The following is a 20,254-nucleotide window of genomic DNA, read 5'->3' as shown; positions in this document are numbered from 1 at the left end:
CCTCGCCGGTCAGCCACCCCACCACAAACCGAAGCCGCTCATCCATGATGCCAGTCTCTCGCCAAACCATCGCCGGTCCTCCCGGCGAGGGAGAAAACTGTCACCCATCTAATCGGTCCATTCTGTTACCCATCTATCCGGTTCGGACAAGCCACTTTCTCCCCGTCACTATACGGGGAGAAATGCCCGGCAGGGCAATGAGGGGCGGCGCTGCCGTGGCAAGCAGAGTTTCGATCGGCTTTGACTACTCAAGCAAATTTCTTCAAGCCGCCGGCTGTATGGCCGCCCTCTCCAGCATGCCGAACAGGTCGCGCGGCTCGTCGGGGTCGGCAAGCAGATCGAGCTCTTCATAGAGGCCGGTGGCCTGGAGCTGGTCGCGGACATAGCGGAGTGCGGAGAAATCTTCCGTGGCGAAGCCGACGGAATCGAACAGCGTGATCTGTTCCGCCGTCTTGCGGCCTTCCGCCTGGCCGGTCATCACCTGCCACAGCTCGGTCACCGGATGGTCGGCGTCGAGCTGCTGGATCTCGCCCTCGATGCGCGTCTGCGGCGGGAACTCGACGAAGATGTCGGAGCGCAGCAGGATGTCGCGATGCAGCTCGGTCTTGCCGGGGCAGTCGCCGCCGACCGCGTTGATATGGACGCCGGAGCCGACCATGTTGTCGGTGAGGATGGTGGCGTACTGCTTGTCGGCGGTCACCGTGGTAATGATGTCGACGCCTTCCACCGCATCCTGGCCGGCCGTGCAGATGGTGATGTCAAAGCCCTTGCCGGCGAGGTTGCGGGCGCATTTTTCCGAAGCGGAGCGGTCGATGTCGTAGAGCCGCAGCCGGTCGATGCCGAGCAGCGCCTTGAAGGCGACAGCCTGGAACTCGGACTGGGCGCCATTGCCGATGATGGCCATGGAGCGCGAACCCTTGGGCGCCAGATATTTGGCGGCGACAGCGGAGGTTGCCGCAGTGCGCAGCGCCGTCAGGATGGTCATTTCGGTGAGCAGCATCGGATAGCCGGAACCGACATCGGCAAGCACGCCGAAGGCGGTGACCGTCTGGCGGCCCTCGCGCATGTTCTTCGGATGGCCGTTGACATATTTGAAGCCGTAGAGGCGTCCGTCGCTGGTCGGCATCAGCTCGATGACGCCGTCATGGCTGTGCGAGGCGATGCGGGGTGTCTTGTCGAACAGCTCCCAGCGGCGGAAATCCTCCTCGATATAGGCTGCGAGTTCGGTCAGGAACCGCTCGACGCCGATGGTCAGCACCAGCTTCATCATGCGGTCGACGCTGACGAAGGGGACGATGGCAAGGCGGGAAGGTTGGGTCATGCAATGCTTCCGGAATGGCTGCGGGTCGGGCGGTCCATGATGCGGCGGCCCATCAGGCTGGCGGTGAGGTCGACCATCAGGGTCGCGGTGCGGCCGCGCTCGTCGAGGAAAGGGTTGAGCTCGACAAGGTCGAGGCTGGAGACCAGGCCGCTGTCTGACAGCATCTCCATCACCAGATGCGCCTCGCGGAAGGTGGCGCCGCCGGGCACTGTGGTGCCGACAGCCGGCGCGATCGAAGGGTCGAGGAAGTCGACGTCGAGACTGACATGCAGCAGGCCGTTGGCCTCTTCGACAAGGGCGAGGAAGGCGCGCAGCAAGGGCGCGACGCCGTGCTCGTCGATGGTGCGCATGTCGTGCACGGTCACGCCCGCTTCGTTCAGCGCCCGGCGCTCGGCCGGATCGACGCTGCGCAGGCCCATGACGCAGATGCGGGCGGGATCGACGGCGACGGGCAGGTCCGGGAAATAGCCGTTGAAGCCCGGCCGGCCGCTGGCATAGGCAAGCGGCACGCCGTGCAGGTTGCCGCTGACGGTGGTGTCGAGCGTGTGGAAATCCGGATGCGCGTCGAGCCACAGCACGAAGAGCGGCCGGCCGCGCTCGGCCGCCCGGCGCGCTATGCCTGATACCGTGCCGGCTGATATCGCGTGGTCGCCGCCAAGAAAGATCGGCATGGCGTCCTGCGAGGCCGCATAGGCGGTCTCGGCGATCGCCTCCGTCCAGGCGGAAATCTCCGGCAGCGCCTTCAGCGCAAGATTGCCATGCACGATGGCGCGCGCCGCAGCCGGCTGCACCGCGCCCCAGTCCTCGACCTCATGGCCGAGTTCGGAGAGGACCGAGACAAGCCCTGCCGTGCGCAGCGCGCTCGGCCCCATCTCGCATCCCATCCTGCCCGCGCCGTCCTGCACCGGCGCGCCAACGATCCTGCAGCGCATGATTCTTTTTGTCCTTGCAATTGATTGGGCGATTGATGCGTGGAATGAACCATTCCCGCCCGGCAGTTTGAACAGGCGAAATTGGCATTTCGAAAAGAATGATTTATCATTTCGAGAAGTCATCTTGATCAAAATGGATAAAGTCATGGACGCGCTCGACGAAAGGTTGGTCACGCTGCTCAGGCACGACGCGCGGCGCAGCATCTCCGACCTCGCGGTCGATCTCGGGGTGTCGCGCGCCACGGTCCGGGCGCGCATGGAGCGGCTGGAAAAGTCGGGTGAGATCATCGGCTACACCGTGGTGCTGCGCGCCGACGCCGTCGACCAGAGGATACGTGGGGTGATGATGATCGAGATCGAAGGCCATGCCGCGGACCGCGTGGTGCGGGCGCTCGGCGGTCTGGCCGAGGTTTCGACCATCCACACCACCAATGGCCGCTGGGACCTGGTGGTCGAACTCGGCACGGCGTCGCTCACCGATTTCGACGCCGTGCTGAGGCGGATACGGCTGATCCCGGGAATTACGGGGAGCGAGACCAGCCTTTTGCTGGCGACGCCGCGTACGACAAGGGCAAGGCTGGCGTAGTCAGGCCGGCGTGTTCACGAAGATTGGGCACGGACCCGGCGAACGGGTTGCCTGCCTGACCAACCCCGCGTTGGCTTGCGCGGCAAGCTGCTCGGCTTCGCGCCGCGTCAGCCCCATCAGCAATCGTCCTTCTACCTCCGCCGGCAGGGCTGACATCAAATCGTAGATAAGCCAGTGGTCACATGGATCTTGCATGGCTGCGAATCTCATTGGCGCTCCTCTTATCAGCGCACTTAAATTTTTGAGGCGGTCGGACCGTTCCGCCCACAATCGATAAAACTCGATTAATGAATGAAGTATCGAGAAACTGGAGACGCTACGTACCATCAGAACAGCTTCGGCTGATCGGCCTCCGCAAGCTCGAAATGCATGTAGTCCTTGGTTTTGGTGGCAGCGCCCAGCCAGCGCAGGCCGCCGCCGTCGCTGGCGGCCAACCCGGCTGCGGCTTGCGGAGCAAGATTGAAGAAGCCGAAGCGGGCAACCGAAGCGTCGGTACCGATGATCTTGGGTGAGCTGACCCTGGCCGCCCTGCGGGAGAGGTCGGCGGCATCGGCCAGCAGCTTCGCGGTCGACTTGGCCTTGGCCGGCGTGGCGCCGGCACCCTGAAGCAGCGTGGCGAGATCGGTCTGCTTGGCCGGCACGGCGGTTGCCAGGGCGTGGGCCGTGGCAAGCTTCGCCGCCGGCAGTGTCACGCCGGCCAGCCGTGTTATGGCGTTGCCCATGGCGGCCTTGAGGCCATCGGCATTGGCGAAAGCGGCAACGACAGCGGCGTTGGCCTTCGACAGTATAATAGCCGCCGGCAGCAGCGTGTCATAAGGGCCGCCGGCGCGCAGCGTGGCGCTCTCGGCGCCGTAGAGGTCGACACCGGTGAAGGCGGCGATGATGGCCAATGGCAGATTATCCTTGTCGACATTGGGGTTGATCGCCGGATCGATGTCCACCGCCCAGCCGAAGGAATGATTGCTGAGCCGCGCGGGCGAATTGACATTGGGCCTGATGTTGAACCCGCCGACGCTCTTGATCTTGGTCAGCGCGGCTGTGGCGCCCTTAGCCGTCAGCAGCGCCACCGTGTTCGCCAGCCGGGCCTTGAGCACGGGATGCACCGGCGACTTGAAGCTCGCCTTGGGGAAGCCGGCACCCGAGAGCTGGCTGTAATAGGCGTTGACGCGGTCGATCGCCTTGGCTGGATTGCTGGGCGCGCCGAACTGGGTATAGAGCCGGGTGCGAATATTCTGAAATCCGGAAAAGCCATCGCTGATGTTGTTTCTGACGAAGGCAGAAAGCTTGTTCCATTCCGCCAGTATGTCGGCAGCACTTGCGGACGCGGCGGCCTCGAGAGGGCTGATCCTGTCCAGGGTCGTCAGCAGCGCCAGCCTTAGCGTGGCGGCCAGTTCGCGCCGGCTGAGCGCCCGCGGCAACGCCGTCACGGCAGGCGCCTCGAAACCGGGAAACAATGTCGTCTGCAGATGGCCGTCATAGGAGGTCAATTGCTTTTCAAGCTGCGGCCACAGCCAGATCAGCGCCTCGCGGTCCGTGACCCGCGCCGTGATTGCCGCAACGATGGCTTCGACACCTTCCCTGGTAAGCTGATCAGTATTGGCTTCAGCTGTCATGGCAAATCCCCGAAGATACGGCGCGAAACAGTCTGGAAGACCGCAGGATCGCGCACCCCCAGTGTTGCCGGCCAGCGCTTGAAAGAAGACGAATCCACTGCACCCCCCGGTCAAGCAGTCGCAATCATCTGATGCGATACTACCGCATCCCGATTTTCTTTCAACGGCGAGCTGATGCTTTTGTCTCAGAACTACGACTTGCTCTCCGCACGCGCCAAAGTCACGAACAACTTAGGCTGTGGTTGCAACCTTGTGGCGATCCGCGTCACCGAAATCTGCGTCGACCGATTGGGCAAATCATGCGCGCCCAGCTGTCGGCCTTGGCTCAGGTGCGGCGGGCGCGCTATCCGGAAACCCCTTCCACGTGACGAGGCTTGCCACCGGTCGAGGGTGATGGCAGGATAAAAGGCCGCAACGTGCGGCCTCTGGCGGTCGTTGCGTTTCAATGGATTATGAAGCATTTTCCCAAGGTGCGGGGTTCTCCTCACAATGTGCGGCAACCTCGTTTCCCCTGGTCGCTCTCAACTTTTCGCAATATGCGCTCTGCCTGCCTCAGGCCGCAGGCATGTAATTCCACGGGGTCAAGCCTCATGACAGAGATTTGTGCTCGGGTCGTCTATCGTCTGCGAAGACAAGGGATCGCGCCACAAACAGCGCCCCTTGGCATTCGTGCCCAGGGGAAGAACGCCGTTGTGTACCTCGCGCCCATCACATCTCAGAACAGGTCGGCAGGCCCGCGGATGATTTCGAAGCTTGCGGGGTTGCCCACCGTCCGGCGAGAATTCTAAAAGACGTTCAACATGACACAGCACGCAAAAGACGCCCGAATTCTCATGTACAGCCACGATACGTTCGGGCTCGGCCACCTGCAGCGGTGCCGAACGATCGCGCATTCGCTGGTCGGGGATTTCCGCGGACTTCAGGTGCTTATCATCTCGGGTGCGACCATCGCCGGCGCCTTCGACTATCGCGCCCGTGTCGACTTCGTGAAGATCCCCAGCGTCATCAAGCTGCGCAACGGCGAATACACCTCGCTGGAAAAGGATATCGATCTGCATGAGACGCTGAGGATGCGGCAGTCGATCATCCGCCACACGGCGGAGAGCTTCCGGCCGGATATCTTCATCGTCGACAAGGAGCCGCTCGGCTTGCGCGGTGAGATCGAGGACACGCTGTCCTACCTCAAGACGCGGGGCACCACGCTGGTGCTTGGCCTGCGCGAGGTGATGGACGCGCCGCATCTGCTCGAAGCGGAGTGGGCACGCAGGGATGTGATGCGCAAGATCGGCCTGTTCTACGACAAGGTCTGGGTCTATGGCCCGCCGGATTTCTACGATCCGTTGACCGGCCTGGATGTGCCGCCGGCGGTCAGGGCAAAGATGAAGTTTGTCGGTTTCCTGCAGCGGAGCCTGCAGCAGAACGAGTTGCCTGGCCACAGGCCCGAGGGCGACTATATTCTGGTTACCACCGGTGGCGGCGGTGACGGCGCCGACCTGATCCACGACGTCATCGATGCCTATCAGCAGGATCCGCAATTGCAGCACAGGGCGCTGATCGTGCTGGGGCCCTACATGCCGGCGCGCAAGCGCAACAAGCTGGTCAGGAAGGGTGCCAAGATCCCCTATGTCAAGATCATCGAGTTCGACAACCGCATGGAAGAGCTGATTGCCGGCGCCAAGGCGGTGGTGGCGATGGGCGGTTACAACACCTATTGCGAGATATTGTCTTTCGACAAGCCGGCGCTGATCGTGCCACGCGTCACGCCCCGCGAGGAACAGCTGATCCGCGCCCGGCGCGCAGCCGAACTCGGCCTCATCGAGATGCTTTTGCCGGAAGAAGCCGAGGATTCCCAGCGGTTCGCCGATGCATTGAAGGTGTTGCCGGATCGGCCCCGCCCATCGCAAAGCAATCCGCATCTGACGCTGGAAGGGCTGCCTCATATTTCCGAAATCGTCGCAGAACTGCTCGACCGCCGGGCCGGCCATCACCTTTCGGTCATTGAAGGTGTGAACTGAGTTGCAAAGCCGCAAGATCGTCGTGGTTCTGAAGGGCTATCCGCGGCTGTCGGAAACCTTCATCGCGCAAGAACTGCTCGGTCTGGAGCGTGCGGGGTTCGACCTCATACTCTTCGCGCTCAGGCGGCCGACCGACGCACAGCGTCACCCCGTGCATGACGAGATCAAGGCGCCCGTCCATTATCTGCCGGAATATTTGCATGACGAGCCGTTGCGCGTGGTTCGCTCGCTGTTTGCGTCTCTGCTGCGGCCGGGCTTTTGGCGCGCGCTCAAATCGCTGGCTGCCGATATCCCCCGCGACTTTACGCGCAATCGCGTGCGCCGCTTCGGCCAAGCGCTCGTGCTGGCGGCCGAATGGCCGCAAGACGCCGGCTGGCTGCATGCCCATTTCGCGCACACGCCAGCATCGGTGACGCGCTATGCCAGCCAGCTTCGTGGCCAGCCCTGGAGCTGCTCGGCCCATGCCAAGGACATCTGGACTTCGGCGGACTGGGATCTGGCCGGCAAGCTTTCCTCGGCGCGCTGGACGGTCACCTGCACGCAAACCGGCTTCGACCGCCTGAAAAAACTCGCCAACGGCAGCTCGTCCGTGCATCTGAGCTATCATGGGCTCGACCTCGATCGCTTCGGCAGTTTCGACGCGGCGCGAAAACAACATGACGGCTCGGCGCCGGAGGAACCGGTCCTCATCTTGAGTGTCGGGCGCGCCGTTGCAAAGAAAGGTTACGACACGTTGCTGGAGGCCCTCGCCCTCTTGCCTGGTGAACTGGCGTGGCGGTTCGAGCATATCGGCGGCGGTGAGGAACTGGAACGGCTCAAGGCGCTGGCGCGAAAGCTCGGACTGGAGGGTCGCATCTCCTGGAAAGGCGCGATGGCGCAGAGGGAGGTGCTCGAGCACTATCGCAGCGCCGACATCTTTGCGCTCGCTTGCAGGATCACCGCGGATGGCGATCGGGACGGTCTGCCCAATGTTCTGGTGGAGGCGGCCAGCCAGCGGCTTGCCTGCGTGTCGACCGATATTTCCGGCGTGCCGGAGCTTTTATCGTCGGATGAAACCGGGCTGCTGATTCCCTCGGAAAATCCGGCTGCCCTGGCACGGGCGCTGGAGCGCCTGATCCGTGATCCCGTGCTGCGCGCCCGCCTCGGCGACGCCGCGGAGCGGCGCGTGCGCGGCAATTTCGACCATATCGCAAGCATTGGACAGCTCAAGGACCTGTTCGAGCGGGAGTGGCGGGCCGCCGAATGAAGCGGCTGCGCGCTTTCTTCTATGTCCAGCACCTGCTCGGCATCGGCCATCTCGCCCGCGCCAGCCGCATTGCGGCGGCCTTGGCCGATGACGGGTTTGACGTCACCGTAGTGACCGGCGGAACGCCGGTCGCGGGGTTTCCGGGACCTGGTGTAAAATCTGTAACGCTGCCGCCTGTCACCTCCGGCGATGAAGGATTTTCCGGGCTTGTCGACCTGCAAGGCAAGCCCGTCGACGATGATTTCAAGACGCGGCGTTGCGGGATGCTGCTGCAGGCATTCCGCGAATGCAGGCCTGACATCGTCATTGTCGAGGCGTTTCCCTTTGGACGCCGGCAGATGCGTTTCGAACTCTTGCCGCTGATCGAGGCCATCGATGCGATGTCGCCCAGGCCGCTTTTGGCGACGTCGGTGCGCGATATCCTTCAGGAGCGCGTCAAGCCGGGCCGAAACGAGGAAACGGTCGATCTCGTCAACAGGCATTTCGACCTTGTCATGGTCCATGGCGATCCGGCTTTCGCAACCATCGGCAAGACATTTCCACTGGCGGGAGCGATCAGGGCCGAGGTTGCCTACACAGGGCTCGTTGCCGCGCCCCCGGCGCCCGCGGCTTCCGAGCGTTTCAACGTTCTGGTGTCGGTTGGCGGCGGGGCTGCCGGAAAGAGCCTTGTCCGATCCACCATCGCGGCGGCGCACAATGCCGATAACGCCTGGAAGTGGTGTTTGATCACCGGCCCAAACCTGCCGAAGGACGAGTTTGACGCGATTTCACGCGATGCCACGCCGGGCCTGTCCATCTTCCGGTTCCGCGAGGATTTCGCCAGCCTGCTGACCGGTGCCCGGCTGTCGGTCTCGCAGGCGGGTTACAACACGGTCTGCGATGTCCTGCGCGCGGGGTGTCGCTCCCTGCTTGTACCGTTCGCGGCCGGCGGGGAAACCGAACAGACGGTCCGCGCCCTGATGCTCGAAGAACTCGGTCTGGCGACGGTGCTGGCGGAAAAGGACCTGACGCCTGAGGGTCTGGCGAAAGCGATCGAGCAGGCGCTTGCGGGACCGAAGCCGGCCGCGCATCGTCTCGATCTGGAAGGCGCGCGCCGCTCGGCGCAAATCCTGCGCGAGCGGTATCGGACCTGGTCCCCGAAAACCTAACGCGGGTCGCGTCCGGGTTCGATTCGCCCAACGCGCTTCAAACAGTTCCAATCAGCATGAAGCGCGTATAATTTTTTGTCGGCAGTTCGCCGGAAAACCTGATCTCCCGCAGCGCCGCCATGGCTTCGAAGGCTGCCAGTGACGCCACGCAGTTGATGTGCGTCGGCTCGCTGAAATAATCGTTCGATTGCAGCAGAACAGTCGTGCCCCGCGGAAGCAGGGCAAGCCAGGCGGGCAGATCGGCTATGTGTTCGCAGCTCGTATTGACCACCAGGTCAGGCTGCCCGGCCGCATAGTCGAGTGCGTACATATCTTCCGTCAGCGCCCGGAAGCGGTCGCCGGCTTCCCGGTTGAGGGTCCGGGCGACCGGTCCGACTTCGGGATCGATGTCGATGCTGTCGACAGCCGCGATGTCGAAACGGGCGTCGTTGAAAAGCATTGCCGGCAACACGCCGTACCATCCACCCAGAACCCATATGCGCCCGAACCGGCCGCCGCAGCTTTCGAACAGCCTGTCGAGCGCCCACATCTTGCAGGCGACCTGCTTGTGGTTGAAGGCGTTGGCGATATCGGCCTGCGGATGCTTGGCGATAACGCGTGCCAGCGCGGCCACGAGAGGGTGGTTGACGTAGGCCGCAATTCCCCGCGTGAGGTCCAGGGCTTGCTCGTGGCCGTCCATGCCGGCATTGCGTGGTTGCGTGACATCCATCATATTCGTCTTCTATGTTGGGATTTCGGGCGACACAACGCAATCTTGCCTCCCGCGAGGCTGTTCGACTTGCGGATGTGACTATGCCGCAAGTCGTTTTGCCATTGCCCGCTGCCGGAGGGAACCTATTGCATCTGTTCGGACCATTGGCGTCCATCCGCCGGCACGAGTCGCGCAGCGGCCGCCCCCTGCTGTTAGGCTATTCGCCAAAATCCCACGCAAGCCGCCAGCCGTTTGGCCGCCTGCATCGTTCCAACTGAGGGGTCCGCAGTCGCATATGGAACCCAGCCTAGCCCGCTATATCTGGAGGCACACCAGGAAGCAGCAGATCTGGATATTGGCGATCGTCTTGCTATCGATGATCCCTTATTTCATGTCCTTCAACCTGCCGAAGCTGATCGTCAACGGCCCGATCCAGGGCAAGGGCTTCGAGCAACCCGGCGCGACCCTTCCCTTCATGAGGCTGCACTATGACCTGCCGTTCATTGGCGAGGTCCAGTTCTTCTCCGGTTTTCAACTCGACCGCACGGCGACGCTGCTTGCCCTCAGCATCGTGTTCCTCTTGCTGGTCGTCATCAACGGCCTGTTCAAACTCTACATCAATACCTACAAAGGCCGCCTCGGCGAACGCATGCTGCGGCGTATCCGCTTCGATCTGATCGATCGTGTGCTGCGTTTTCCGCCGATTTACTTCAAGCGGGTGAAATCCGCCGAAGTGGCGACCATGGTGAAGGACGAGGTGGAGCCGCTGGGCGGCTTCATCGGCGATGCCTTCCTGCAGCCGGTTCTGCTCGGCGGCCAGGCGCTGACGGCCATGCTGTTCATCATGGTCCAGAACGTCTGGCTCGGCATGATTGCGGTGGTGATTGTGGTGATCCAGATCGTGCTCATCCCGCGCATGCGGCGGCGGCTGCTCGTGCTCGGGCGCCAGCGGCAATTGACGGCACGCGCGCTTTCGGGCCGGGTTGGCGAAATCGTCGACGGCATCGGCGCGGTTCACGTCCACGACACCTCGAACTACGAGCGCGCCGACATAGCCGCCCGGCTAGGGCTCATCTTCAAGATCCGCTTCGATCTTTACCAATGGAAATTCATGGTAAAGTTCCTCAACAATTTTCTCGCGCAGCTCACGCCGTTTCTGTTCTACATGATCGGCGGCTATCTGGTTATCGCGGGCCGGCTCGACGTCGGCCAACTGGTGGCCGTGATCGGCGCCTACAAGGACCTGCCCGGACCGATGAAGGAACTGATCGACTGGGATCAGGATCGGCAGGACGTCCAGGTCAAATACCAGCAGGTCGTCGAACAGTTCAGCGTCGAGGATATCATTGCGCCGAGCATCGGGGCATTGACGATCGACGATCCCGGTCGGATGACAAACCCGCTGTCGGCGGTCGGTCTGTCCATAGCAGACGATGGCGGCGCAATGCTCCTCAACCGTATCTCCATGCAGGTCAAGCCGGGCGAGACGGTGGCGCTGGTCAGCACCTCAACAGGTGGAGCGGAGGCGCTGGCAGAAGCCTTCGCACGGCTGAACTGGCCGGAAAGCGGAAAGGTCGCTTCGGGCGCGGATGACCTGCTTGAACTCCCCGAAGCAGTGACCGGCCGGCGCATGTCCTACGCCTCGTCGGATGTTTTCCTGTTCCAGGCAAGCCTGCGCGATAACCTGCTCTACGGGTTGAAGCATGCGCCGCTGACATCGGTGACTTATGAAGGCGCCGCGGCAGACAAGCAGCGCTGGAACATCGACGAGGCGCGCCGGTCGGGTAATCCGGATTTCGATATCCACAGCGACTGGATCGACTATGTCTCTGCCGGTGCTACCGGCCCGCATGACCTCTTTGAAGCCGTGCGCCGGGTGCTCGACGCGGTTCTTCTGTCGCGCGACATTCTGGATCTTGGCTTGCGCTCTTCGGCCGACCTCACGCGTCACACGAAGCTTGCCGGGCGGATCGTCGAACTGCGTGCAGCGCTGCGAACCCGGCTGGAACAAGAAGGGCTTCGCGAACTGGTGGTTCCTTTCGAGCCGGGCGCTTACAACACTGAAGCGACGATCGGTCAGAACCTGCTTTTCGGCGCTGCCGCCGGCCCCGAGCTGGCCGACAAGGCTCTGGCGGCCAATCCCTATTTTGCTTCCGTGCTGAAGCAAGCCGGCCTCGACCGCACGCTCTACGAAATGGGCATGGAGATTGCCGAACAGGCAATCGAGCTGTTTGCCGACCTGCCGCCCGATCACCAGTTCTTCCAGCAGCTCGCCTTCATGAGCGCCGAGGAGATACCCGCCTACGAGACCTTGCTGCAGCGGCTCAAGAACCGTCCCTACGAGGCCGTTTCGGAGGCCGACCGCGCCATGATCATCACCTTGAGCTTTGCCTACATTGAGCCCCGGCACCGCTTCGGCCTGCTGACCGACGAGCTGATGGGCAAGATCGTCGCCGCGCGCAACCAGTTCTATGAAAATCTGCCGCCCCAGCTGCAAAACGCGATCGAACGGTATGATCCTGACAAATACATTGCCGCGGCCACCGTCATGGACAATGTCCTGTTCGGGCGCGTGGGCACCAACCATCCCGACGCGCCGGACCGCATACGCTCAATCGTCTATGACATTCTTGACGAACTGGGGCTTTATGCCGAGCTGCTGGATGTTGGCCTGGACTTCAATGTCGGCGCCGGTGGCAGGCGGCTGACCGGTGGACAGCGCCAGAAGCTCGATGTTGCCCGGGCCCTGCTCAAGCGTCCCGATTTTCTCATTCTCAACCGGCCGCTATCGGCGCTCGACCAGCGCATTCAGGACAAGGTGCTGCGAAACGTGCTCGAGGAAGCCAGACGCGACGGCCATTCGCCGGCAATCGTGTGGGTCGTGACGAGTCCGGCAATGGCGATGATGTTCGACCGCGTTATCGTCTTTGACTCTGGCCAATTGGTGGAAGACGGTACGCACGAGACACTTTTGGCAGGGAACGGTATCTTCAAGGAACTTCTGTCATAGTCTGGCAGACGCGAATTTAGGAAGGTTTGCGACAATGCTGCTCAAGGATGAAGTTGGAATGCTGCAACGCGTTCCCTTGTTCTCTGGCATCGAGCCGGCAAAGCTCAAGCTGCTTGCGTTCACATCCGACCGCGTGAACTACAGCGCCGGCGAGATTCTTTTCCGGCAGGGCGACGAGGGAGACGCTGCCTATGTCATCCTTTCAGGCAAGGCGGATATTCTGGTCGATTCCGACAGCGGGCCGATAAAAGTTGCCGAACTGCTGCCAAATTCGATCGTTGGCGAGATCGCCATATTGTGCAACAGCTCCCGCACCGCCACCGTCAGGGCGGCAACTTCGCTGGAAGTCCTGAGAATCCGCAAGGATCATTTCCTGAGGCTTATGAAGGAGTTTCCGGAAATGACCATCGAGATGGTGCGGGTTCTTGCCGATCGGCTAAGCCATACGACCGCGGATCTGATCGATGCACGAAACGCCTGAAGCTACGGTAGGCAAAAGGTAGCATGGACGACGATTTTTTCCTGGTCAGGTTTTGGGGCGTGCGCGGCAGCATTGCGGTATCCGGGCCAGAATTCGCTCGTTATGGCGGCAACACAATCTGCATTGAAATGCGATGCGGCAAGCATACGCTTCTGTTCGATGCCGGCTCCGGCCTGCGGCCTGCTGGAAAGGCGCTTCGGGCGTCGGGCGTCACCGATTTCGACCTGTTTTTCACCCATTGCCACTACGACCACATCATCGGGCTGCCGGCTTTCAAGCCGATGTATGAACGGGGCATCAAGCTTACGCTTTGGTCCGGGCATCTCGCTGGACACATGACGACCCGACAGATGATCGACGAGTTCATTCGGCCGCCGTGGTTTCCGGTAAAACTGGATATCTGCAGGGCAAGCCTAGACTACCGCGATTTCGTATCCGGAGCCGTGCTTCGGCCGCGCGAAGGGGTTGTGCTGCGAACCGGCAGTCTTACCCATCCGGGCGGCTGCATCGGCTACCGGGTCGAATGGGGCGGCCGCACCGTGGCGGTGATCACGGACACCGAGCACGAGCCGGGAAAACTCGATCAGGCGGTGCTTCAGCTGATCGAAGGTGCCGACCTCGTCATCTACGATTGCACCTACACCGAGGAGGAAATGGAGCGCTACCGCGGAAACGGGCACTCGACATGGCAACAGGGCGTCAAGCTGTGCGAGGCGGCCGGTGCGCGGGGGCTTGCGCTGTTTCACCACGATCCGACACGCACCGACGAGCAACTGGACGAGATGGAGAGACTGGCCAAGGAGAGGTTTGCCGGCGCGTTTGCCGCGCGGGATGGCCAGACGCTCCAATTCCCGGTCTCGTTGCACAAAAAGCGCTGAGCTATTTTTCTCTCGTTGTTTGAGCATGATCTCTGGACAAACGGAAACCGTTTGTCCGAGAAAACCGGATTCCACTTTTCGGGATCATGCTCTAGCGGCGCTGCGCCCGATCAATGTCCGGATCGGAAGCCATGTGCAGGCTTCAGTCCGAGCGGTGACTGCGAACAGCCGTTCAAGGAAAAGCCAGGCCGATTCATCATGGACGAGGTGATGGGTGAGCAGGCCGACCGGTTCGCCGCCATCGAATGCATGCTGCAACTGCGCGATGATGGCCTGAACCAACAGGCCATGGTCGCGGCAGCGGCGCGTGCCATGCCAATCCATGATGTCGACATTGCTGTTGATGACAGCCAGGGGAGCCGGCTTCGGCGGCCCATAGATCGACAATGCCGCAAATCCTATGGATCCAAGGTCGGATACCAGACCGGCGTCGATCCTGTTCCAGGGTGGCACCAGCATGGGAACGGCACGTGCGCCGTGCAGGCCGCTTAGGTGCGACAGCCCGCGAGCCAGATCGTCGAGCACCGCCTCGCGTGGCCGATGCGGGCCGAGCTCCTGCTTTTTCTGGTCCGCGGGCGCATGATTTCGGTGCGCCCAGCCATGGATGGCGACCGTGGCATGCGGCGCCTCGTCAAGCCGGACGACAAGCTTGCCGTCGGTCTCGGCCGGAATGACAGCCAGAGTGACCGGAACCGCGAATTCACCGGTGAGGTCGAGCAGCCGATCAAGCCCGGGCGTCGGATCCACGGCGTCATCGTCGCGCAGCCAGAACTCCGCCTTGCGGCCCGCCCGTTGCCGGCGCGCCAGTTCGTCCACCAAGGGCTGCCAGATCGGATCGGGTGTCATGAGACCGGGATCTTCTTGAGAAGTTCGGCCAGACGCGCCGCCGCACCACCCAGCGAGCGCTCTTCGAGGACGAAACGCCTGGCTTGCGCGGCCATGATGGTTCTTTCGTCGTTATGGGCCAGAAGCCTTGCAATGGCGGAAGCGAACGCCGCCACATCGCCCGGTGAGGTGAGAAACCCGGTCTGGCCATCCCGTACGACCTCCGGCACGCCGGCGATGTCCTGAGCCACCACCGGCAGGCCGGCGGCCTGTGCTTCAAGATAGGCAACGCCATAGGCCTCGCCGTAACCGGGCCAGACGTAAATTCCCTTGGTGTAAAGGACATCCGGCACGGCGGCCGGCTCGATCGCGCCAAGCCATTCGATACGGTCGGCGGGCAAGCCAGCGAATTGCGCCTGGACCTCGTTACGGGCAGGTCCATCGCCGATGACCGACATGGTCCAGGGCAGGTGGCCGATCGAGCCGAGCGCTTGCGCCAGCATGCGATAGCTTTCGACTTTGTCGCCCGGGCGCATCATGGCAACGGTCACGAGGCGCGTCGGACAACCCCGGGCCGGCGTCTCCCGGAATGCCGATGTGTCGATGAAGGGCGAAAGCATGCCGAGAGCGGCGGCAGGAATCACATCTGCCAGTCCCTGCCGATCCCTTTGCGTGAAGCAGATGTTCAGCGCCGCCTGTTCGACGGCTCGCGCCACCAGCGCCTGGCTATCGGCCCACAAGCCGGCGTTGCGCCGCCTGGAATAGGAGGCTTCCGCTGTCACATAGGGGACAGCAAAGGCCGACGCCAGCTCTGGCCCGATCAGGTCGGGCGCCTTGTAGTAGGGATGATAGCAGAACCAGAGATCGGGCTTGCCGTCACGCTGCCAAAGCCTTGTCAGCCGCGCGGCTTCGTCCCGGGCCTCGATCTTGAGCGCATCGAAACTTTTCGGCTCCGGCTGGCGTAGATAGAAGCGCAACTCCGATGCCAGTTCGACGCTATGCCCGCCGTGCTGCAGCGCCTTGACCAGCATCCGTGCCATCTGGCGGTCGCCGGAGACAACGGGATCATTGGGCGACTTCAGCGGCGCGTAAAAGGCAATTCGCATTGCGCGATCCTATCATCGCAAAGCTGTGCCAAGTCAATTTCGACGCATGATCGACTTCACCTTCAGGGGCTGGAATGTGCTATCTGATGCTCATGGAAACAGCTGTCGCGTCCGACCCGTTTGTCGCTTCTTTGCCGGTCTTCGCAAAGTTCGAAAGCGTTGCCGATATCGATAACTATCGGCCGCTCCCCGATGGCTGGGCGCTGGCCACCGCCGACATCGTCGGCTCGACCAAGGCGATCGGGGCCGGGCGCTATAAAACCGTCAATATGGCCGGCGCCAGCGTCATTTCGGCGCTGCTCAATGCGCTGGGTCGGCAAGATCTTCCCTATGTCTTCGGCGGCGACGGCGCACTCGTGGCGTTTCCCGGCTCGGCGCTGGAGATCGCCCGCAACGCGCTGGCTTCTGTCCAGAGATGGGTGGCGGACGAACTGGACCTGACCTTGCGTGCGGCAATCGTGCCGATAAAGGACATAAGAGCGCAAGGCCTCGACGTTCGCGTGGCGCGGTTCCAGGCCTCCGAAGCGGCCTTCTATGCCATGTTCGCCGGCGGTGGCGGCAGTTGGGCGGAAGCCGAGATGAAAGCGGGGCGCTACCGCATCGACCCTGCGCCGGCCGGCGCGCGGCCGGATCTGACCGGCCTCTCTTGCCGCTGGAACCCGATTGAAGCCCGGCACGGCGAAATTGTCTCGATCATAGCCATACCAGGGGCTTCGCGAGATTTGCGCGGTTTTCAGTTTCTGGCGTCCGACATCATCGCCCTTGCCGGCAGGCAAGAACGCGATGGCCACCCGGTGCCGGTAGACGGGCCGGCCTACAGTCTGCTGCCCGCCGGCCTCGATGTCGAGGCGCGGGCCACGGCGCCGCCAGGGCGGCGGTGGCTGGCGAAGCTGTGGGTGATATTCCTGATGACGCTTACGGCCGTCACCGACAGACTTGGTTGGACGATCGGCCGTTTCGATCCGAAGGTTTACAAACGCGAAGTGGCCAGCAATTCGGATTTCCGCAAGTTCGACGACGGCTTGAAGATGACCATCGACGTTGACGCGGATGTGTTGCAACGGATCGAGAGCCGGCTGAAACAGGCGGAGGAAGCGGGCATCTGCAGCTATGGCCTGCACCGCCAGAAATCGGCCTTGATGACATGCCTCGTCATCTCACCGCTGCAGCCCGATCACGTTCATTTCATAGATGGCGCCGACGGCGGCTATGCGATGGCTGCCGCGAGCCTGAAGGCCAAGGCGCCGGCCTGATGACGGCTTGCGGAAATCGGTTTTCCGCAATATGCCTCGGCCACGGCTCTCGGGGCCAGGTGAGCCTCGCCATGGAGCGGATAGTCTGTCCGAATTGACGGGAAAGCAGTTTTTTGGACGCCTCACGATCGACATATGACCGTCTTCTGAACCGGATTTCGACGCGCGCCGCGCAAGTCGGCGTGATCGGACTGGGCTATGTCGGGTTGCCGCTGTCGGTTGCAATCGCACGCGCCGGCTTCCCGGTTTCCGGCTTCGACATCGAAGCCCGGAAGGTCGAGAGCCTGAACAGCGGCCAATCCTACATCGAGGCCGTGACGTCGACGGCCCTTGCCGGCCATGTGGCGAGCGGACGGTTCCGCGCCACCGCGGATTTTGCCGAACTGGCCGTCTGCGATGTCATCATCATCTGCGTTCCGACACCGCTGACGAAACACCGTGAACCGGACCTCTCCTTTGTCAGGAACACGGCAGGCACCATCGCCAAGCATCTGCGCCTCGGCCAGCTGATCGTGCTGGAATCGACCACTTATCCCGGCACCACCGACGACGTGATCAAGCCCATACTGGAAGAAACCGGCTTGCATTCGAAGACGGACTTCTTCCTTGGCTTCTCGCCCGAACGCGAGGATCCCGGCAACCGCAGCTTTGAAGTCGCGACGATCCCCAAGGTCGTGGCAGGCGACGGCGTTGAGGCAGCGACGCTTGTGCAGGCTTTCTATCAAAGCGTGGTCAAGACCGTCGTTCCGGTTTCCAGCACGGCGACCGCCGAGGCGGTCAAGCTGACGGAAAACATCTTTCGCTCGGTCAACATAGCCCTCGTCAACGAGTTGAAGGTCGTGCTCGGTGCAATGGGCATCGACATCTGGGAGGTGATCGAGGCGGCAAAGAGCAAGCCCTTCGGCTACATGCCTTTCTATCCTGGCCCAGGCCTTGGCGGGCACTGCGTTCCGATCGATCCCTTCTACCTGACGTGGAAGGCGCGCGAATACGAACTGCCCACCCGCTTCATCGAGCTGGCGGCGGAAATCAACACGGCCATGCCGCGTCATGTGGTCGATGAACTGGCAAAGGCGCTGGACCGGCGCTGCGGCAAGGCGCTCAGCCGCTCGCGTATTCTCATCATCGGGCTCGCCTACAAGAAAAATGTGCCCGACATCCGCGAAAGCCCCTCACTGCGGCTCATTGAACTCATCGAGGAATGGGGCGGCAAGGCGGAATTCCACGATCCGCATGTTACCGAGATTCCGACCACACGCGAGCATATGGCGATCAAAGGGCGTCGCTCGGTCGAGCTGACCGAGGCGGCCTTGAAGGAGTTCGATGCGGTCGTCGTCGCAACCGACCACGACACGATCGACTATCAAGCGATCGCTGATCACGCACTTCTGATCGTCGACACACGCAATGTTTTTGGCCGCCTCGGGCTCGCCCGAGAGACGGTGGTGAAGGCCTGACGGCGGCTGAGCCGGCGAATTCTTTGCCCGATGTCAGGATTGGGATTGCACTCCGGGGGCAGCCTCGCCACATAATGTTTCGCGAAGTAAACGCAGTTACGCCTGTTTCCTTCCTGCAAGGACAGTCATTCGGGAAATTCTTCGCCGGCTTTTGCCCCCGAAGCCGGTTTCATTGACTTCGAGCATTTGGCAGATCAAAAGAGATGGCTCGTCTTCGACGGGTTTCGGGATAGCATGAGCACAACGCAAGCAGAAATTTCCAGCATTCTCATGGATAAGGTTGCCGATTGGCTGACCCAATCGGCGCTGGCCGGCGACGACCTGGAAACCTTGGTAAAGGGCTTTTGTGAACGGCTGGCTGCTGCCGGCGTGCCGCTGAAGCGGGTGCATTTGAGCTTTTCGATGCTTCATCCCCTTTATGACGCGCTTGGCTTCACCTGGCTTCGCGGCCAGGGCCTGGAAGTGGAAGGCTTCCGCAGTGAGAACGGCGTTCATTCCGACAGATTCCTGACCAGCCCATACTACCATCTGCTCAGCAACAAGCTCGACCATCTGCGCCGCCGGCTCGACCCGTCGGTGCGGTCGGAGTTTCCTGTTTTCGATGACCTCAGGCTTATAGGCGTCACCGATTACATGGCTTTCGTCCATCCCTTCAACGGCGATACCAGTCAGGGCATGATGGGGTCCTGGTCCACGGACAGCGCTTCAGGCTTCAGCGACAGCATGATTTCGGCGCTGCTGCGCATCCAGAACCATCTCGCTATCGCAGCCAAGATGGCGGTGCTCACCAAGCTCGCCGACAACATGATGACCACTTATCTCGGTGGCGACGCCGGCAGGCGCGTGCTGGACGGCCAGATCAAGCGCGGCGAGGGCGACACAATCCGGGCCGCACTGGTCATGGGCGATATGCGCGGGTCGACGAGGCTTGCCGAAACCTCCGGCCGCGAGCTCTATATCGATACGTTGAACCAGTTTTTCGATGCCATTGCTGCACCTTTCAATCGCAAAGGCGGGCAGATCATGAGTTTCCTGGGGGATGGCTTCATTGCTGTCTATCCCTGCGAAAGGCACCGCGCGCAGTCCGAGATCGCTTGCCAGGCTGCTCTTGCGGCAGCGCACAAGGCCAGCACGCGTATGATGGAGCTCAATCTGCGCAGAAAAGAGCAGGGGTTGGGCGACATAAAATTTGGTATCGGCCTGCATGTCGGCAATGTGATGTTCGGCAATGTCGGGCTTACCGACCGGCTCACATTCTCGGTCTTCGGCTCGGCTGTAAACGAGGTCCAGCGCCTCCAGACCCTGACCAAGAAATATCCGCACAGCGTTCTCGCCAGCAAAGACTTCGCCGGCTATTGCGGCGCCACCAGCTGGCTGACGCTCGGCAAGGAGGAGCTGGCGGGTATCAAGCAGAAGCTGACGGTGCTTTCACCTGACCTGTCGGGTGCTCTGGCACTCGATGAAGACGCTGCGCTGGAGCCGTTTCACGACCGGATATCGGACGCCGAGCAGGTCATGCTGCTTCATCGCGATGCCGCGCGGCTGTCGGCGGGCGACCGGAGGAAGCTCCAGTAACCGCCACGATGATCCGACCGCCTTTGTAAGTCCGGTCGGCGGTTGCGCCGGGGAATTCGTTTAGAATCCAAGTTGCTCTAAGCTGGCAATGCGCTAGTCTCGCTCAGGGCCTGCCGG

Annotated in this window: 17 protein-coding genes; 10 read left to right on the top strand and 7 right to left on the bottom strand. The window is 62.1% G+C overall.

Features of this window, described 5'->3' with window-relative positions; genetic code table 11:
* Positions 1-262 precede the first annotated feature (262 nt).
* The gene (gene ocd / locus AC04SG_RS28960; protein WP_488553837.1) at positions 263-1,321 is read right to left on the bottom strand and encodes an ornithine cyclodeaminase; all 1,059 of its coding nucleotides are present in this window, start codon (positions 1,319-1,321) and stop codon (positions 263-265) included.
* A complete protein-coding gene (gene rocF, locus AC04SG_RS28955) occupies positions 1,318-2,253 on the bottom strand; it encodes an arginase (RefSeq protein ID WP_488553836.1) in 936 nt (311 codons plus the stop codon). Before rocF ends, ocd begins: the two co-directional genes overlap by 4 nt.
* A 145-nt stretch (positions 2,254-2,398) precedes the next feature.
* On the opposite strand from rocF, the gene AC04SG_RS28950 reads away from it, so the two are divergent.
* Positions 2,399-2,839 (top strand): Lrp/AsnC family transcriptional regulator, encoded by a 441-nt coding sequence (locus AC04SG_RS28950; RefSeq protein ID WP_112560188.1) that lies wholly within the window; start codon positions 2,399-2,401, stop codon positions 2,837-2,839.
* Here AC04SG_RS28950 and AC04SG_RS28945 read toward each other — a convergent pair whose 3' ends face one another.
* Positions 2,840-3,166, bottom strand: coding sequence for a hypothetical protein (locus AC04SG_RS28945; protein WP_488553835.1), 327 nt, complete (start codon positions 3,164-3,166; stop codon positions 2,840-2,842).
* Positions 3,166-4,452, bottom strand: coding sequence for a M15 family metallopeptidase (locus AC04SG_RS28940; protein ID WP_488553834.1), 1,287 nt, complete (start codon positions 4,450-4,452; stop codon positions 3,166-3,168). The genes AC04SG_RS28945 and AC04SG_RS28940 overlap by 1 nt, the downstream gene beginning before the upstream one ends.
* Positions 4,453-5,252: 800 nt before the next feature.
* Between AC04SG_RS28940 and AC04SG_RS28935 the strand changes: the two genes are divergently transcribed.
* From AC04SG_RS28935 to AC04SG_RS28925, 3 genes are read left to right on the top strand one after another with little or no spacing between them, the layout of a single operon-like run.
* Entirely contained in the window at positions 5,253-6,467 is a 1,215-nt protein-coding gene (locus tag AC04SG_RS28935) for a glycosyltransferase family protein (protein WP_352556875.1), read from the top strand.
* Between the two features lies 1 nt (position 6,468).
* On the top strand, positions 6,469-7,713 hold the full coding sequence (locus AC04SG_RS28930; RefSeq protein WP_488553833.1) for a glycosyltransferase family 4 protein: 1,245 nt from the start codon (positions 6,469-6,471) through the stop codon (positions 7,711-7,713).
* On the top strand, positions 7,710-8,861 hold the full coding sequence (locus AC04SG_RS28925) for a glycosyltransferase family protein (protein WP_488553832.1): 1,152 nt from the start codon (positions 7,710-7,712) through the stop codon (positions 8,859-8,861). Before AC04SG_RS28930 ends, AC04SG_RS28925 begins: the two co-directional genes overlap by 4 nt.
* A 37-nt stretch (positions 8,862-8,898) precedes the next feature.
* Here the strand turns inward: AC04SG_RS28925 and AC04SG_RS28920 are convergent, their stop codons facing one another.
* A complete protein-coding gene (locus tag AC04SG_RS28920; RefSeq protein WP_488553831.1) occupies positions 8,899-9,570 on the bottom strand; it encodes a class I SAM-dependent methyltransferase in 672 nt (223 codons plus the stop codon).
* A 277-nt stretch (positions 9,571-9,847) separates the two neighbouring features.
* Between AC04SG_RS28920 and AC04SG_RS28915 the strand changes: the two genes are divergently transcribed.
* The 3 genes from AC04SG_RS28915 to AC04SG_RS28905 are packed head-to-tail and all read left to right on the top strand — an operon-like array spanning position 9,848 to position 13,921.
* On the top strand, positions 9,848-12,562 hold the full coding sequence (locus AC04SG_RS28915; RefSeq protein ID WP_488553830.1) for an ABC transporter transmembrane domain-containing protein: 2,715 nt from the start codon (positions 9,848-9,850) through the stop codon (positions 12,560-12,562).
* 34 nt (positions 12,563-12,596) lie between these two features.
* Positions 12,597-13,043: a cyclic nucleotide-binding domain-containing protein gene (locus AC04SG_RS28910; protein WP_192258797.1), complete on the top strand. Its 447-nt coding sequence runs from the start codon at positions 12,597-12,599 to the stop codon at positions 13,041-13,043.
* Positions 13,044-13,066: 23 nt separating this feature from the next.
* The gene (locus tag AC04SG_RS28905; RefSeq protein WP_488553829.1) at positions 13,067-13,921 is read left to right on the top strand and encodes an MBL fold metallo-hydrolase; all 855 of its coding nucleotides are present in this window, start codon (positions 13,067-13,069) and stop codon (positions 13,919-13,921) included.
* 84 nt (positions 13,922-14,005) lie between these two features.
* Here the strand turns inward: AC04SG_RS28905 and AC04SG_RS28900 are convergent, their stop codons facing one another.
* Entirely contained in the window at positions 14,006-14,767 is a 762-nt protein-coding gene (locus AC04SG_RS28900; protein ID WP_488553828.1) for a polysaccharide deacetylase family protein, read from the bottom strand.
* Positions 14,764-15,852, bottom strand: a complete 1,089-nt coding sequence (locus AC04SG_RS28895) for a glycosyltransferase family 4 protein (protein WP_488553827.1) — start codon at positions 15,850-15,852, stop codon at positions 14,764-14,766. The genes AC04SG_RS28900 and AC04SG_RS28895 overlap by 4 nt, the downstream gene beginning before the upstream one ends.
* Before the next feature lie 74 nt (positions 15,853-15,926).
* Between AC04SG_RS28895 and AC04SG_RS28890 the strand changes: the two genes are divergently transcribed.
* The 3 genes from AC04SG_RS28890 to AC04SG_RS28880 all read left to right on the top strand — a co-directional run bounded on the left by AC04SG_RS28890 (position 15,927) and on the right by AC04SG_RS28880 (position 20,137).
* The gene (locus tag AC04SG_RS28890) at positions 15,927-17,105 is read left to right on the top strand and encodes a DUF3095 domain-containing protein (protein WP_488553826.1); all 1,179 of its coding nucleotides are present in this window, start codon (positions 15,927-15,929) and stop codon (positions 17,103-17,105) included.
* 113 nt (positions 17,106-17,218) lie between these two features.
* On the top strand, positions 17,219-18,562 hold the full coding sequence (locus AC04SG_RS28885; protein ID WP_477344876.1) for a nucleotide sugar dehydrogenase: 1,344 nt from the start codon (positions 17,219-17,221) through the stop codon (positions 18,560-18,562).
* Positions 18,563-18,796: 234 nt separating this feature from the next.
* A complete protein-coding gene (locus AC04SG_RS28880) occupies positions 18,797-20,137 on the top strand; it encodes an adenylate/guanylate cyclase domain-containing protein (RefSeq protein ID WP_192258791.1) in 1,341 nt (446 codons plus the stop codon).
* Positions 20,138-20,254 lie beyond the last annotated feature (117 nt).

This window comes from Mesorhizobium sp. CNPSo 4684 (genome assembly GCF_057784315.1).
This window is presented reverse-complemented; position numbering and strand designations above follow the sequence as displayed.

Bases quoted from the DNA above. Each gene is read 5' to 3' on its own strand.
- ocd (WP_488553837.1), bottom strand. From the start codon at position 1,321: ATGACCCAACCTTCCCGCCTTGCCATCGTCCCCTTCGTCAGCGTCGAC.
- rocF (WP_488553836.1), bottom strand. From the start codon at position 2,253: ATGCGCTGCAGGATCGTTGGCGCGCCGGTGCAGGACGGCGCGGGCAGG.
- AC04SG_RS28950 (WP_112560188.1), top strand. From the start codon at position 2,399: ATGGACGCGCTCGACGAAAGGTTGGTCACGCTGCTCAGGCACGACGCG.
- AC04SG_RS28945 (WP_488553835.1), bottom strand. From the start codon at position 3,166: ATGGTACGTAGCGTCTCCAGTTTCTCGATACTTCATTCATTAATCGAG.
- AC04SG_RS28940 (WP_488553834.1), bottom strand. From the start codon at position 4,452: ATGACAGCTGAAGCCAATACTGATCAGCTTACCAGGGAAGGTGTCGAA.
- AC04SG_RS28935 (WP_352556875.1), top strand. From the start codon at position 5,253: ATGACACAGCACGCAAAAGACGCCCGAATTCTCATGTACAGCCACGAT.
- AC04SG_RS28925 (WP_488553832.1), top strand. From the start codon at position 7,710: ATGAAGCGGCTGCGCGCTTTCTTCTATGTCCAGCACCTGCTCGGCATC.
- AC04SG_RS28920 (WP_488553831.1), bottom strand. From the start codon at position 9,570: ATGGATGTCACGCAACCACGCAATGCCGGCATGGACGGCCACGAGCAA.
- AC04SG_RS28915 (WP_488553830.1), top strand. From the start codon at position 9,848: ATGGAACCCAGCCTAGCCCGCTATATCTGGAGGCACACCAGGAAGCAG.
- AC04SG_RS28910 (WP_192258797.1), top strand. From the start codon at position 12,597: ATGCTGCTCAAGGATGAAGTTGGAATGCTGCAACGCGTTCCCTTGTTC.
- AC04SG_RS28905 (WP_488553829.1), top strand. From the start codon at position 13,067: ATGGACGACGATTTTTTCCTGGTCAGGTTTTGGGGCGTGCGCGGCAGC.
- AC04SG_RS28900 (WP_488553828.1), bottom strand. From the start codon at position 14,767: ATGACACCCGATCCGATCTGGCAGCCCTTGGTGGACGAACTGGCGCGC.
- AC04SG_RS28895 (WP_488553827.1), bottom strand. From the start codon at position 15,852: ATGCGAATTGCCTTTTACGCGCCGCTGAAGTCGCCCAATGATCCCGTT.
- AC04SG_RS28890 (WP_488553826.1), top strand. From the start codon at position 15,927: ATGTGCTATCTGATGCTCATGGAAACAGCTGTCGCGTCCGACCCGTTT.
- AC04SG_RS28880 (WP_192258791.1), top strand. From the start codon at position 18,797: ATGAGCACAACGCAAGCAGAAATTTCCAGCATTCTCATGGATAAGGTT.